The 12,184-nt window shown below is 71.0% G+C and carries 16 protein-coding genes; 9 read left to right on the top strand and 7 right to left on the bottom strand.

Features of this window, described 5'->3' with window-relative positions; genetic code table 11:
- Window positions 1-3 precede the first annotated feature (3 nt).
- Window positions 4-447: a VOC family protein gene (locus ABDK56_RS06940; RefSeq protein ID WP_349807471.1), complete on the bottom strand. Its 444-nt coding sequence runs from the start codon at window positions 445-447 to the stop codon at window positions 4-6.
- 64 nt (window positions 448-511) lie between these two features.
- On the opposite strand from ABDK56_RS06940, the gene ABDK56_RS06945 reads away from it, so the two are divergent.
- Window positions 512-1,210, top strand: a complete 699-nt coding sequence (locus tag ABDK56_RS06945) for a winged helix-turn-helix transcriptional regulator (protein ID WP_349807472.1) — start codon at window positions 512-514, stop codon at window positions 1,208-1,210.
- 32 nt (window positions 1,211-1,242) lie between these two features.
- The gene (cobS, locus tag ABDK56_RS06950; protein WP_349807473.1) at window positions 1,243-2,247 is read left to right on the top strand and encodes a cobaltochelatase subunit CobS; all 1,005 of its coding nucleotides are present in this window, start codon (window positions 1,243-1,245) and stop codon (window positions 2,245-2,247) included.
- A 3-nt stretch (window positions 2,248-2,250) separates the two neighbouring features.
- Here cobS and ABDK56_RS06955 read toward each other — a convergent pair whose 3' ends face one another.
- Entirely contained in the window at window positions 2,251-2,448 is a 198-nt protein-coding gene (locus tag ABDK56_RS06955; protein ID WP_349807474.1) for a hypothetical protein, read from the bottom strand.
- Window positions 2,449-2,558: 110 nt separating this feature from the next.
- Here ABDK56_RS06955 and cobT point away from each other — a divergent pair, with 110 nt between their 5' ends.
- Window positions 2,559-4,385, top strand: a complete 1,827-nt coding sequence (gene cobT, locus ABDK56_RS06960; protein WP_349807475.1) for a cobaltochelatase subunit CobT — start codon at window positions 2,559-2,561, stop codon at window positions 4,383-4,385.
- A gap of 153 nt (window positions 4,386-4,538) precedes the next feature.
- Window positions 4,539-5,378 (top strand): esterase-like activity of phytase family protein, encoded by an 840-nt coding sequence (locus tag ABDK56_RS06965; RefSeq protein WP_349807477.1) that lies wholly within the window; start codon window positions 4,539-4,541, stop codon window positions 5,376-5,378.
- Here the strand turns inward: ABDK56_RS06965 and rpmB are convergent.
- Entirely contained in the window at window positions 5,375-5,665 is a 291-nt protein-coding gene (gene rpmB / locus ABDK56_RS06970) for a 50S ribosomal protein L28 (RefSeq protein WP_349807478.1), read from the bottom strand. The two genes, ABDK56_RS06965 and rpmB, sit on opposite strands and share 4 nt — an antisense overlap.
- Before the next feature lie 208 nt (window positions 5,666-5,873).
- On the opposite strand from rpmB, the gene ABDK56_RS06975 reads away from it, so the two are divergent.
- Genes ABDK56_RS06975 through ABDK56_RS06985 form a run of 3 tightly spaced genes read left to right on the top strand, consistent with a single transcriptional unit; the run spans window position 5,874 to window position 8,103 of the window.
- Window positions 5,874-6,209 (top strand): hypothetical protein, encoded by a 336-nt coding sequence (locus ABDK56_RS06975; RefSeq protein ID WP_349807479.1) that lies wholly within the window; start codon window positions 5,874-5,876, stop codon window positions 6,207-6,209.
- Between the two features lie 33 nt (window positions 6,210-6,242).
- The gene (locus ABDK56_RS06980) at window positions 6,243-6,716 is read left to right on the top strand and encodes a nucleoside deaminase (protein ID WP_502959275.1); all 474 of its coding nucleotides are present in this window, start codon (window positions 6,243-6,245) and stop codon (window positions 6,714-6,716) included.
- A 43-nt stretch (window positions 6,717-6,759) separates the two neighbouring features.
- Complete coding sequence (locus ABDK56_RS06985) at window positions 6,760-8,103, top strand: hemolysin family protein (RefSeq protein WP_349807480.1); 1,344 nt, start codon at window positions 6,760-6,762, stop codon at window positions 8,101-8,103.
- Here the strand turns inward: ABDK56_RS06985 and ABDK56_RS06990 are convergent.
- The 4 genes from ABDK56_RS06990 to purD are packed head-to-tail and all read right to left on the bottom strand — an operon-like array spanning window position 8,100 to window position 10,425.
- Complete coding sequence (locus ABDK56_RS06990) at window positions 8,100-8,603, bottom strand: helix-hairpin-helix domain-containing protein (RefSeq protein WP_349807481.1); 504 nt, start codon at window positions 8,601-8,603, stop codon at window positions 8,100-8,102. The two genes, ABDK56_RS06985 and ABDK56_RS06990, sit on opposite strands and share 4 nt — an antisense overlap.
- Window positions 8,603-8,728, bottom strand: a complete 126-nt coding sequence (locus tag ABDK56_RS06995) for a hypothetical protein (RefSeq protein ID WP_349807482.1) — start codon at window positions 8,726-8,728, stop codon at window positions 8,603-8,605. The genes ABDK56_RS06990 and ABDK56_RS06995 overlap by 1 nt, the downstream gene beginning before the upstream one ends.
- Before the next feature lie 9 nt (window positions 8,729-8,737).
- The gene (locus ABDK56_RS07000; RefSeq protein WP_349807483.1) at window positions 8,738-9,157 is read right to left on the bottom strand and encodes a hypothetical protein; all 420 of its coding nucleotides are present in this window, start codon (window positions 9,155-9,157) and stop codon (window positions 8,738-8,740) included.
- Window positions 9,154-10,425 (bottom strand): phosphoribosylamine--glycine ligase, encoded by a 1,272-nt coding sequence (gene purD / locus ABDK56_RS07005; protein ID WP_349807484.1) that lies wholly within the window; start codon window positions 10,423-10,425, stop codon window positions 9,154-9,156. Before purD ends, ABDK56_RS07000 begins: the two co-directional genes overlap by 4 nt.
- On the opposite strand from purD, the gene xseA reads away from it, so the two are divergent.
- Both xseA and ABDK56_RS07015 read left to right on the top strand, forming a co-directional pair.
- Window positions 10,424-11,836, top strand: coding sequence for an exodeoxyribonuclease VII large subunit (gene xseA / locus ABDK56_RS07010; RefSeq protein ID WP_349807485.1), 1,413 nt, complete (start codon window positions 10,424-10,426; stop codon window positions 11,834-11,836). The two genes, purD and xseA, sit on opposite strands and share 2 nt — an antisense overlap.
- Before the next feature lies 1 nt (window position 11,837).
- On the top strand, window positions 11,838-12,044 hold the full coding sequence (locus ABDK56_RS07015; RefSeq protein ID WP_349807486.1) for a DUF2093 domain-containing protein: 207 nt from the start codon (window positions 11,838-11,840) through the stop codon (window positions 12,042-12,044).
- Window positions 12,045-12,184: the final 140 nt, after the last annotated feature.

Raw genomic sequence — 12,184 nt, forward strand, 5'->3', positions numbered from 1 at the left:
CGCTTACGCGTCGGCCGGTTCGACCGGGTGCGCGCCCTGTTCGGCCATCGCCGGGTCCATCCACATCAGCTCGAAATGATGGCCGTCGGGATCGAGCAGGCTGCGCCCGTACATCATGCCATAATCCTGCGGCGGGGTCGGGTCGGCGGTGCCGCCCGCGGCGACCCCGGCGGCGATGTCGGCGTCGACCGCCGCGCGGCTGGGGCGCGAGAGGCACAGCAGCGGACCGCCGACGGCCTTCGCGTCGGCGGCCGGAAGCGGGCTGAACTGGCGATACTTGTCGTGAGTCAGCAGCATGAAAAAGATGTTGTCGCCCGCGACCATGCAGGCGGCGGTGTCGTCGGTGAACTTCGGCTCGTTGGTCGTGCCGATCGCCTCCATGAAGGCGCGCGAGGCGGCGAGGTCGCTGACCGGCAGGTTGACGAAGATCATCTGGGGGCCGCTCATTTTTCTCTCCTCGGTCGGGCTCGATTCGCTTGTATCCTGCGCGCCGAAGTCATAATTAGCAACTGTGGAGTTAGAAAAGATAACCAGCGCGGGGCGAGGCGAGCCGAAACGGCGGTACGACGACGCCTGCGGGACCGCGCACGCGCTCGACCTGATCGGCGAGCGGTGGGCGCTGCTGGTGCTTCGCGAACTGATGCTCGGGCCGCGGCGGTTCACCGACCTCAAGGTCGACCTGCCGGGGATCAGCGCCAACGTGCTGACCCAGCGGCTCGGCGAGCTCGAGGCGCGCGGGCTGGTGCGGCGGCGGTTCCTGCCCTCGCCGACCCGGGTCGCGGTGTACGAGGCGACGGCTTGGGGGCTCGAGGCCGAGCCGATCGTCCAGTCGCTCGGCCGGTGGGCGGCGCGCAGCCCGGCGCACGACCCGACGCTTCCGATCAGCGGGGTGTCGATCCTGTTGTCGTTCCGGACGATGATCGATGCCCGGCGGGCGAAAGGGATCGATGCGCGGATCGGCTTTCGCTTCGGCCACGACGATTATGTCGCGCGGATCAAGAAGGGGGCGATCAAGGTCGCGCGGGCGAGCGAGGCGCGGCCGCTGAGCGGGTGCGACGCGGTCTTCTCGGGGCCGCCGTCGGCGCTGGCGGCGGTGGTCTATGGCGGCCAGCCGCTCGACCTCGTCGGGGTGACCGGGGACCGGGCGCTGGCGCAGCGCTTCACCACCCTGTTCCCGCTCCCGCCCAAAGTGGGCGCCGACGGCCATTGAGGCGCGCGGCGCATCGTCCTAAGGCGGGCGCCATGACCGAGCTTCCCAATACCGCGGCCGACAGCCGCGCCGACACGGTGCTGACCGCCCCCGACAAGATGGTCGGCGTGCGCGAGGCGTTCGGGATCGACAGCGACATGGAAGTGCCGGCCTTTTCGGAGGCCGACGAGCGGGTCCCCGACCTCGACCCGGCCTATGTCTTCGACCCCGACACCACGCTGGCGATCGTCGCCGGATTCGCGCGCAACCGGCGGGTGATGGTCCAGGGCTATCACGGCACCGGCAAGTCGACCCATATCGAGCAGGTCGCCGCGCGGCTCAACTGGCCGTGCATCCGAATCAACCTCGACGCGCACATCAGCCGGATCGACCTGATCGGGCGCGACGCGATCGTGCTGAAGGACGGCGAGCAGGTCACCGAGTTCCGCGAAGGGCTGCTGCCGTGGGCGCTGCAGCACCCGGTCGCGCTGGTGTTCGACGAATATGACGCCGGGCGGCCCGACGTGATGTTCGTCATCCAGCGCGTGCTCGAGACCGACGGCAAGCTGACCCTGCTCGACCAGAACCGGGTGATCCGGCCGAACCCCTGGTTCCGGCTGTTCGCGACGACCAACACCATCGGGCTGGGCGACACCAGCGGGCTGTATCACGGCACGCAGGCGCTCAACCAGGGGCAGCTCGACCGGTGGAATATCGTCGCCACGCTCAACTACCTTCCCGCCGCGACCGAGGCGCAGATCGTGCTCGCCAAGTCGGGCGAATATGACGACCCCAACGGTAAGGTGGTGGTCGACAAGATGGTCAAGGTCGCCGACCTGTCGCGGCAGGGGTTCATGAACGGCGACATCTCGACCGTGATGAGCCCGCGAACGGTGATCAGCTGGGCGCAGAACGCGCTGATCTTCGGCGACGTCGGCTTCGCCTTCCGCCTGTCGTTCCTCAACAAGTGCGACGAGAGCGAGCGGCCGCTGATCGCCGAATATTACCAGCGCGTGTTCGGGCAGGACCTGCCGGAAAGCGTCGCGGCGCGGGCGTGAGGCCTAGTCGGTCTTGCCCAGCTCGCGCAGCCGCTCGGCCACCCGCTCGTCGAACGAGCGATAGTCGGTCTCGCTGAGATGGCGCAGCTTGACCATCCGCTGGTGGCGGATCGCGCTGGCGCTGCGGATGCGGAAATAGGTGATCACCGCGCCGACGACGGCAAGCACCGCGGTCGTGGTGAAAGGGTCGAGCCGGTCCATCGGTCCATCCTCCTGGCTGATTCCCTTTATCGCGCGCGAGCGGTGAACAAGCGGTTATCGTCCGCGCGGGCGATTGACGGCATCGCCGCGGCGGGTTCACAGCGCGCGCGATGAGCGCCCCCGCCACCAACCTCGACCGGTTCCGCGCCGCGCTGGCAAGCACCGCGCGGGCGATCGCGCGCGATGCGGCGGTCGAGGTCGCGCTGGCGAGCGAGGGGGCATCGGCCGCGGGCAAGACGATCCGCGTGCTCTCCCCCGGCAACGGGCTCGAGCCCCGGCTGGTGGCCGAGGCGCGCGGCGCGGCCGACGCGCACGCGCTGATGTTCCGCTACAGCGACCCCGCGCTTCACGCCGCGCGCGCGCCGCGGGTCGAGGGCGAGGCGCGCGGGGTGTTCGACGCGCTCGAGGCGGCGCGGGTCGAGGCGCTCGGCGCGCGGGCGATGGCCGGGGTTCGCGCCAACCTTTCCGAGCTGGCCGAGGCGCGGGTGCGCGGCGACGCGATCGGGCGCGCGCGGACCGCCGAGGAAGTGCCGCTGGCGAGCGCGGTCGCGCTGATCGCGCGCGAGCGGCTGACCGGCGAGGCGCCGCCGGCGGGGGCGAAAGCGGCGATCGAGCTGGTCGCGCCGTGGATCGAGGAAAAGGCGGGCCCCGAGCTCGACGCGCTGGCGCTGACGATCGACGACCAGGCGGCATTCGCGACGCTGGCGCAGCGGCTGCTCGAGGATCTCGAGCTGGTCGAGCCGGGGCAGCCGAGCGAGCCCGAGCCCGAGGCGGGCGAGGACGAGCCGAACGAAGGCGAAGGGGGTGAGGACGCCGACAGCGCCGAGGAGCAGGACGGAAGCGCGGGCGGCGAGATGGACATGCGCGCCGAGCAATCCGAGCCCGAGGCAGGAGAGGAGGAGGGCGAATCGACTCTCGACCTCGACGACGAGGGCGAGGCGGCCGAGGGGCAGGAGGGCGACGAGCGCGCCGCGCCGACCGCGGGACGGCGCAACTGGGCCGATTCGCCGGCGACCGACTATCGCGCCTTCACCACCCAGTACGACGAGGTGGTGACCGCGACCGAGCTGTGCGACGACGAGGAGCTGGGGCGGCTTCGCGCCTATCTCGACCAGCAGATGGCGAGCCTTGGCGGGGTCGTAACCCGGCTCGCCAACCGGTTGCAGCGGCGGCTGATGGCGCAGCAGGCGCGAAGCTGGGACTTCGACCAGGAAGAAGGGCTGCTCGACGCCGCGCGGCTGGCGCGGGTGGTGACCTCGCCGGGCCATTCGCTGAGCTACAAGGTCGAGCGCGACACCGAGTTCAAGGACACGGTGGTCAGCCTGCTGATCGACAATAGCGGGTCGATGCGCGGGCGGCCGATCTCGATCGCCGCGACCAGCGCCGACATCCTCGCGCGGACGCTCGAGCGGTGCGGGGTGGCGACCGAGATATTGGGCTTCACCACCCGCGCGTGGAAGGGCGGGCAGGCCAAGGAAGCGTGGCTGGGCGCCGGGCGGCCGCTCCATCCCGGGCGGCTCAACGACCTCCGGCACATCGTCTACAAGCGCGCCGACCAGCCCTATCGCCACGCGCGCAAGAGCCTCGGGCTGATGATGCGCGAGGGGCTGCTGAAGGAGAATATCGACGGCGAGGCGCTGTTGTGGGCGCACAACCGCCTCGCCGCGCGGCCCGAGGAGCGGCGGATCCTGATGGTCATTTCCGACGGCGCGCCGGTCGACGATTCGACCGCCAGCGCCAATGACGGCGGCTATCTCGAGCGGCACCTCGGGCAGGTGATCGACTGGATCGAATCGCGATCGAGCGTCGAGCTGGTGGCGATCGGGATCGGCCACGACGTGACGCGCTACTATTCGCGCGCGGTGACGATCATGGATGCCGAGCAGCTCGGCGGCGCGCTGATCGGGCAGCTTGCGGCGCTGTTCGACACGCGGTGAGGGGGCGAAAAGAAAATGGGGCCGGAGCAGTTTACGCGCTCCGGCCCCCCCTCGTTACGCGACGCGAGGGATCTGGGCGGCGGGGAAAGGGGGAAAACCCCGCCGTTGCAAAGGCTTATGCACGATTCGCAGTTGAACGAAGCTGAACGCGCATTGCAGCTTTCGTTCAGCAAATCGAGTTTTTTCAACGGCTTGGCGCTGATCGGGCTGATCGGGCTGATGGCGGTGTCGGACCGGGGGGCGAACCGCTTCGACCCGGTCGGCGATCGCAGCCTCGCGCTCGACTATCGCGCGCGGCCGGGGGTGGCGGTCGAGGGGCCGGCGCGGCTGGTCGGCGCGTGGGAGGTGCGGGCGCGCGACCCGCGATTCGGCGGGCTGTCGGCGCTGGCGGTCGAGCGCGGGCGGCTGCTCGCGGTGAGCGATTCGGCGGTGGCGATGTGGCTCGACCCGCCGGGCGGCGCGGCGCCGGTCGTGCAGCTCCATTCGATCGCCGAGACCGCGGGCGACCCGGCGCGCAAGATCGGGCGCGATTCGGAGGGGCTTGCCCCCGATCCGCTCGGGCGCGGCTGGTGGCTGAGCTACGAGCAGGTCCACTCGCTGATCCTCTACGACCGGCGGTTCGACCGTGCGCTGGCGCGGATCGCGCTGTCGTCGCCCGACTTCGAGCCCAACCTGGGAGTCGAGGCGATCTGGCCCGACGGGACGAAGATCGACTGGATCGCCGAGGCGAGCGGGGTGAGCGACGCCGCGCGGCTACCCGACGGGCGCGTGGCGATGATCCACCGGGGGATCGGGCCAACCGGATTCCATTCCTGGATTTCGGGACTGGGCGCGCCGATCCGGCTTCGTCTCGGGCCGCTCGACAATCCGGAAGGAATCGCGGCCGCGCCCCTGCCTGGCGGCGGGACGCGGCTGTGGATCGTGACCGACAATGACTTTATCCGGTGGCGGCCGACGCTGCTGGTCGCGATCGACCTGCCGCCGAAGGGTTAGGCGCTCGCCTTGGCCTTTTTCGAGAGCTCGCGCTTCAGCTTGGCGGCCTTGGGCGAGAGCTTGTCCTCGCTGGTCTTGGTCAGCCAGTTGTCGAGGCCGCCGACATGTTCGACCGAACGAAGGCCGTGGGTCGAGACCTTGAGCTTGACGCTCTTTTCGAGCGATTCGCTCATCAGCGTGACGTTCTGCAGGTTCGGCAGGAACGTGCGCTTGGTCTTGTTGTTGGCGTGGGAAACATTGTTGCCCACCTGCCGGCCCTTGCCGGTCAGCTCGCAAACCCGCGACATAGATCACCTTATCGGTTGTGGGAGCGCGCGAATGCGCCCGGAAAGCGCCGCCCGATACAGAGCGAAGGGCGAATCGTCAACCGGGCGAAGGGCGAATCGTCAACTGGCCGGTGGGCGGTGACCGCGCGCGGCGAAGCGTCCGCAACCCGACACGCTTTGTTGCGTTGGATGGCTGCTCGGGGACGAGACAAGATAACAGGAGATGGGGATGCGCGCGGTTCTGCTGATACTCATGGTGGTGGTGGTGGCCGCGCTGATCGCGATCAAGACAGGTTTCTGGCAGGTCTACCAGACCCAGCCCGCGCAGCTTCCCGGAGTCAGCGTCAACGGCACCACCGTCACCGCCCACGGCGGCCAGCCGCCCGCGTTCGAGGTGCAGACCGGGTCGGTCGGGGTCGGGACCGGGCCGGCGAACGTCACCGTCCCGCAGGTCGAGATCAAACCCGGCACCGCGCAGGTCAACGTTCCCAAGATCGAGGTGACGCGGCCCACGCCGCCGCAGCCACAAGGCCAACCGCAGCCCGCCAACCAGGCCGCGCGCTAGGGTTCGTGCCCGACGGCTGCTAGGGGGGCGGCCATGGGCTCGCTGCTGCTTCCCCCCGCCATGCGCCGCGCGCTCGACCTCGCCGCCGAGGCGGCGCGGGCGGGCGAAGTGCCGGTCGGCGCGGTGGTCACGCGCGGCGAGACGATCGTCGCCGAGGCGGCCAACGCGATGCGCGGGGCGACCGACCCCACCGCCCATGCCGAGGTCGTCGCGCTCCGCCGCGCCGGGGCGGCGCTCGGCACCTCGCGGCTCGACGAGTGCCAGCTGTGGGTGACGCTGGAGCCGTGCGCGATGTGCGCGGGGGCGATCGCGCTGGCGCGGATCGGGCGGCTCTGCTTCGCCGCCGAGGACCCCAAGGGCGGGGCGGTGGTCAACGGTCCCCGGCTGTTCGCCCAGCCGACCTGCCACCACCGGCCCGAGATTGTCGCCGGGCTGGGCGAGGACGAGGCGGCGGCGCAGCTGCGCGGCTTTTTCGCCGAGCGGCGGCAGGGCGAACTTCCCGGCTGATTCTTGCCGTCGCGGTCACGATCCGGCATGGACCGCTCACCGCATGACCCAGCCGCTGGCCCCTTTTCCGTGGATCGACATCGTCATCATCCTCGCGCTCGTCGCGCTGAACGGGGTGCTGTCGATGAGCGAGCTGGCGATCGTCTCGTCGCGCGAGGCGCGGTTGAAGGCGATGGCCAAGACCGGCAGCAACGGGGCGCGGGTCGCGCTCGAATTGTCGGGCGATCCGGGGCGATTCCTGGCGACGGTGCAGAGCGGGATCACGCTGATCGCGGTGGTCGCGGGGGCCTTTTCGGGCTCGCGCCTGGGCGAGCCGGTGGCCGAGCGGCTGGAGCGGCTCGGGCTCAGCCACGAGACCGCGGCGCAGGCGGGCTTCACGCTGGTAATCGTGCTGACCACCTTCGCCAGCCTGGTGATCGGCGAGCTGGTGCCCAAGCAGGTGGCGCTGCGCAGTCCCGAGCCGATCGCCGCGATCATGAGCCGCCCGATGCTGTGGCTGGCCAAGGCGACCGCGCCGTTCGTGTGGCTGCTCGACCGCACCAGCGCGGCGATCTTCAGGCTGCTCGGGCTGACCCGCGAATCGAAGAATGTCGTGACCGCCGAGGAGCTTCACCTGGTCGTCGCCGAGGCGACCAGCGCCGGGGTGATCGAGGAAAATGAGCGCGCGATCATCAGCGGGATCGTCCGCCTCGCCGACCGGCCGGTGCGCGAGGTGATGACCCCGCGCACCGAGATCGACTGGATCGACGCCCAGGCGAGCGCGGCGGACATTCGCGCGGTGCTGGCCGAAAGCTCGCACAGCCGACTGCCGGTGGCGCGCGGGTCGGTCGACGACATCGTCGGGGTGGTATCGACCCGCGACATGCTGTGCGCGCTGCTCGAGGGCCGGTCGATCGCGATCGGCGAGCTGCGCAAGGACGCGCCGGTGATCCCCGACATGATGGACGCGATGGACGCGCTGGCGGTGCTTCGCCACGCCGAGGTGCCGCTGGCGCTGGTCCACGACGAATATGGCCATCTCGACGGGATCGTCACCCCGGGCTCGATCCTCGCGAGCCTGGCGGGGGCGTTCGCCAACGACATGGACGAGGGCGAGGACCAGCCGCTGGTCGAGCGCGACGACGGCAGCTGGCTGGTGAGCGGGGCGGCGAGCGCCGACCTGCTGGCCGACCGCATCGGCGTCGCCATGCCCGCCGACCGCGACTATTCGACCGTCGCCGGGTTCGCGCTGTCGGTGCTCAAGCATTTGCCCGGCGAGGGCGAGACCTTCACCCACGACGGCTGGTCGTTCGAGGTGCTCGACATGGACGGGCGCAAGATCGACAAGCTGCTGGTCAGCCGCAAGCGCAAGCGCGCCGCGCCGGAGGAAGTGGCGGCGGCGTCCTAGAGTTTCCCAAACTTCTGTTCGAACCCGTCGGTGTCGCCGCGCGCGAGATAGTCGGCCTGTTCGGTCACCCGATCGCGCGCGAGGCGGCCGCGGAACGCGCCGAGCGAGCTGTCGAGGGTTTCGAGCTGGCCTTCGCTGAGGGAGGCGATCTGGTCGAAGCGGGTGAGGCCGCGCGCGTTGAGCAGCTCGGCGAGCTTGGGGCCGACGCCTTTCAGCAGCAGCAGGTCGTCGGGCGGGCCGCCCGCGCCGGGGAGGTTGGCGTGGATCCGCGCGTTGAAGATGTCGCCGGCGACGTCGCTGGTCGCGGCGGCGAATTCGTCGCCGACCCCGCGGCCCTCGTGCGCCTCCGGGGCGTGGCTGGAGGCCATGTGCGGGCGGACCGGGGCGCTGTCGGTCAGCGTCACCCGTTGGCGCGGGCGGAAGGCGAGGAACAGCAGCGCGAGGATCACCAGCGCGCCGATGACGACGATCAGCGGGTGCTGGGCGAACAGGTCGGTCATCATTTCTCCTTGTTGTGATCGCGCAGGGTGCGTTTGGGCGGCACGTAAAGGCGGCGGCCGACGAGCAGTCCGATCACCAGTCCCGCCGCGAGAACTGGCCAGTAAAATTGCAGCAGCGTCAGCACCGGCGCGCCCTAGAACGGATCATATTGGTGCGACAACCGCCGAAGCCCGAAGACGTAGGCGAGGATCATCCCCGCCGCGAAGCCGACCAGCGCGAGGATTTCGACCTCGAGCAGCAGCGGCCAGACGCCCTCGGCGCGGCGGCGGTAGGTCGCGGCCTCGACCCCGGGCAGCGCCTCGACATCCTCGACCATCATCCCGCGCTGGAAGTCGTTGCCCTGCCCGCCGAGGTGGATCGTGCGGGTCAGCGGGGCGCGGTGGATCGCGACGGTGAACGGCGGGGCCTCGTTTTTGACAAGCATCGCGCGGGTCTCGTTTTCGAGGAAGCTCGCCATGCGTTCGCCCGCGCCGAGCGGACCGTGCCAGAGCGCGGCGACCGCCATGGTCGCGGCGATGCCGAGCGCGTGGAAGCGGAAGCGGACGGGGGTCATGAAGGCGTAACCGCCGCGCCGCGCGCGCGTTCCAGCTCGCGCCAGCCGATGTCGCGGCGATGAAAGCCGTCGGCGAAGTCGATTTTCGCGAGCGCGGCATAGGCGGCGTCGCGCGCGTCGGCGAGGGTCTCGCCCGCGGCGGTGACCGCGAGGACCCGCCCGCCGCTGGCGACGAGGCCGCCGTCCTGCGCCGCCGTGCCCGCCTGGAAGACGATCGCGCCTTCCGCCTCGGCCTCGTCGAGGCCGCGAATCGCGCCGCCTTTCTTCGGGGTGCCGGGGTAGCCTTGCGCGGCGACGATGACGGTCATCGTCACCGCTTCCTCGAGCTCGAGGTCGAGATCGTCCATCCGCCCGTTGGCGACGTCGGCCAGCAACGCGGCGAAGTCGCCGGCGATGCGCGGCATGATCGCCTCGCACTCGGGGTCGCCGAAGCGGACATTATATTCGATCAGCTTCGGCCCCTCGGCGGTCAGCATCAGCCCGGCAAACAGGACGCCGTTGAACGGGGTACCGGCCTCGGCCATCGCCCGCGCGGTCGGCTCGACGATCTCACGCATCGCGCGTGCCTCGAGCGCGGGGGTGAGGACGGGAGCGGGGCTGTAGGCGCCCATCCCGCCGGTGTTGGGGCCGGTGTCGCCTTCCCCGACCCGCTTGTGGTCCTGCGCGCTGGCGAGCGCGGCGCAGCGGGCGCCGTCGACGAGGACGAACAGGCTCGCTTCCTCGCCGTCGAGAAACTCCTCGATGACCATATGCCCGTCGCCCGCGGCGTGGATCGCGGCCTCGGCCTCGGCGCGGGTCGCCGCGACGGTGACGCCCTTGCCCGCCGCCAGCCCGTCGGCCTTGATTACCACGGGGATCGCGAAGCGGTCGAGCGCGGCGAGCGCGGCGGCGGCGGTGTCGACCCGGACGTAGGCGGCGGTCGGGATTCCGGCCTTTGCGCAAAGATCCTTGGTGAACCCCTTCGAGCCTTCGAGCTCGGCGGCGGCGGCCGACGGGCCGCACACCGCGATGCCGGCGGCGCGGCAGGCGTCGGCGACCCCGGCGACCAGCGGCGCCTCGGGCCCGACGACGACGAGGTCGATGTTGCGTGCCTGGGCGAGGCGCACCACCTCGGCCGGGTCGCACGGATCGAGCGCGACGCATTCGGCCCAGCGCGCGATCCCGGGATTGCCGGGCGCGCAGACCAGCTCGTCGCAGCTCGGCGATTGCCTCAACCGCCAGGCGAGCGCATCCTCGCGCCCGCCAGACCCCAGCAAAAGGATGTTCATGACCACTCCCGATCCCGACCGAGCCGGCCTGTTAGCCGACGAGCGGCAGGGCGACAATTCGCCGCCGCTGTCGGTCGGCGAGCTGTCGGGCGCGCTCAAGCGGACGGTCGAGACCGCGTTCGACCGGGTGCGGGTGCGCGGCGAGATCTCCGGGTGGAAGCGGCACGGGTCGGGGCACTGCTATTTCACGCTGAAGGACGACGAGGCGTGCATCGACGCGGTGATCTGGCGCGGGCAGGCGGGCGCGCTCGCCTTCGCCCCCGAAGACGGGGCCGAGGTGATCGCGACCGGCAAGCTGACGACCTATCCGGGGCGGTCGAAATACCAGATCGTCGTCAACCGGATGGAGCTGGCGGGCGAGGGGGCGCTGATGGCGCTGCTCGACAAACGCCGCCGCGCGCTGGCGGCGGAGGGGCTGTTCGACGAATCGCGCAAGCGGCGGCTGCCCTATCTGCCGCGCACGATCGGGGTGGTGACCTCGCCGACCGGGGCGGTGATTCGCGACATCCTCCACCGGCTCGCCGACCGGTTCCCGAGCCATGTCGTGCTGTGGCCGGTGCCGGTGCAGGGCGACGGGGCGGCGGACAAGGTGGCGGCGGCGATTCGCGGCTTCGCCACCCACGCCGCGCGGCCCGACCTGCTGATCGTCGCGCGCGGCGGCGGGTCGGTCGAGGATTTGTGGGCGTTCAACGAGGAAGTGGTGGTGCGCGCGGCGGCCGAATCGCCGATCCCGCTGATCAGCGCGGTCGGGCACGAGACCGACACCACGCTGATCGACTTCGCCGCCGACCGACGCGCGCCGACCCCGACTGCCGCCGCCGAGATTGCGGTGCCGGTGCGCGCCGAGCTGGTCGAGACGCTCGGCGGACACGGGCAGCGCAAGGCCGGGGCGGCGCGGCGGCTGGTGCAGCGCGCGGGCGAGCGGTTCGCGGCGGCGAGCGAGCGCTGGCCCGAACCGGGGGCGTTGTTCGATCCGCTCGCGCGGCGACTCGACGAGGCGGGGGCGCGGCTGCCCCGCGCGCTCGCCGCCCGCGCCGCGCACGCGCGCGCCGACCTTGCCGGGGTGGCGCCACGGCTCGATTCGCGGCTGGTGGCGCAGAAGATCGAGCGCGCGGGCGACCGGCTGGCGGGGCTGTGGCGGCTGGCCGAGCTGGCGCATCCCGAAAAGCCGTTGCAGCGCGGCTACGTCCGGGTGACCGACCGGGCGGGACGGACGCTGACCCATGCGCACGACGCGCGGCAGGCGGGGGCGCTTGACCTCCACTTCGCCGACGGGGTGGTCGCGGCGAACGCCGGCGACCCGGGGACGACGCTGCCCAGGGCGTTTCGCCCGCCGGTTGAGCGAAAGCGCCGCGCGGCCTATGGCGAACCGCAGCCGGGGTTGTTCGACGCGCCGCCGGCGGAGGATTGAGATGCTGATGACCGGGCGCGGCCGCGTGGCGCGCGTGCATTACATGGATGCCAGCTTCCGCCTGCTGAGCGACGGCGACCATGTCGTCTGCGCGATCAGCGGGATCCAGATTCCGCTCGACGAACTGCGCTACTGGTCGGTCGCGCGGCAGGAGGCCTATGCCGACGCCGCGGCGAGCCTCGAAGCCGAGCAGCGCGCCGCGAAATAGGGGCCTCCGCCCCTGTGGCGGCACTGTGGCGGCACTGACACAGTGCGGCACAAAAGGTTCCGCGCAGTCTTTCAGAAACTTTACAGTCGAGCGCGTCTGCCCGCAGAAGGCGCGTTGAAGTGGGGGTCGAGGCCCTCGGT

The organism is Sphingomonas sp. ASV193 (assembly GCF_040203355.1).
GTDB lineage: Bacteria > Pseudomonadota > Alphaproteobacteria > Sphingomonadales > Sphingomonadaceae > Sphingomicrobium.

Excerpts from the sequence above, each read along its gene's own strand:
- ABDK56_RS07015 (WP_349807486.1), top strand. The coding sequence starts at position 11,838 with ATGCTGATGACCGGGCGCGGCCGCGTGGCGCGCGTGCATTACATGGAT.
- cobS (WP_349807473.1), top strand. The coding sequence starts at position 1,243 with ATGACCGAGCTTCCCAATACCGCGGCCGACAGCCGCGCCGACACGGTG.
- ABDK56_RS06990 (WP_349807481.1), bottom strand. The coding sequence starts at position 8,603 with ATGACCGACCTGTTCGCCCAGCACCCGCTGATCGTCGTCATCGGCGCG.
- cobT (WP_349807475.1), top strand. The coding sequence starts at position 2,559 with ATGAGCGCCCCCGCCACCAACCTCGACCGGTTCCGCGCCGCGCTGGCA.
- ABDK56_RS06940 (WP_349807471.1), bottom strand. The coding sequence starts at position 447 with ATGAGCGGCCCCCAGATGATCTTCGTCAACCTGCCGGTCAGCGACCTC.
- rpmB (WP_349807478.1), bottom strand. The coding sequence starts at position 5,665 with ATGTCGCGGGTTTGCGAGCTGACCGGCAAGGGCCGGCAGGTGGGCAAC.
- ABDK56_RS06955 (WP_349807474.1), bottom strand. The coding sequence starts at position 2,448 with ATGGACCGGCTCGACCCTTTCACCACGACCGCGGTGCTTGCCGTCGTC.
- purD (WP_349807484.1), bottom strand. The coding sequence starts at position 10,425 with ATGAACATCCTTTTGCTGGGGTCTGGCGGGCGCGAGGATGCGCTCGCC.
- ABDK56_RS06975 (WP_349807479.1), top strand. The coding sequence starts at position 5,874 with ATGCGCGCGGTTCTGCTGATACTCATGGTGGTGGTGGTGGCCGCGCTG.
- ABDK56_RS06980 (WP_502959275.1), top strand. The coding sequence starts at position 6,243 with ATGGGCTCGCTGCTGCTTCCCCCCGCCATGCGCCGCGCGCTCGACCTC.
- ABDK56_RS07000 (WP_349807483.1), bottom strand. The coding sequence starts at position 9,157 with ATGACCCCCGTCCGCTTCCGCTTCCACGCGCTCGGCATCGCCGCGACC.
- ABDK56_RS06985 (WP_349807480.1), top strand. The coding sequence starts at position 6,760 with ATGACCCAGCCGCTGGCCCCTTTTCCGTGGATCGACATCGTCATCATC.
- xseA (WP_349807485.1), top strand. The coding sequence starts at position 10,424 with ATGACCACTCCCGATCCCGACCGAGCCGGCCTGTTAGCCGACGAGCGG.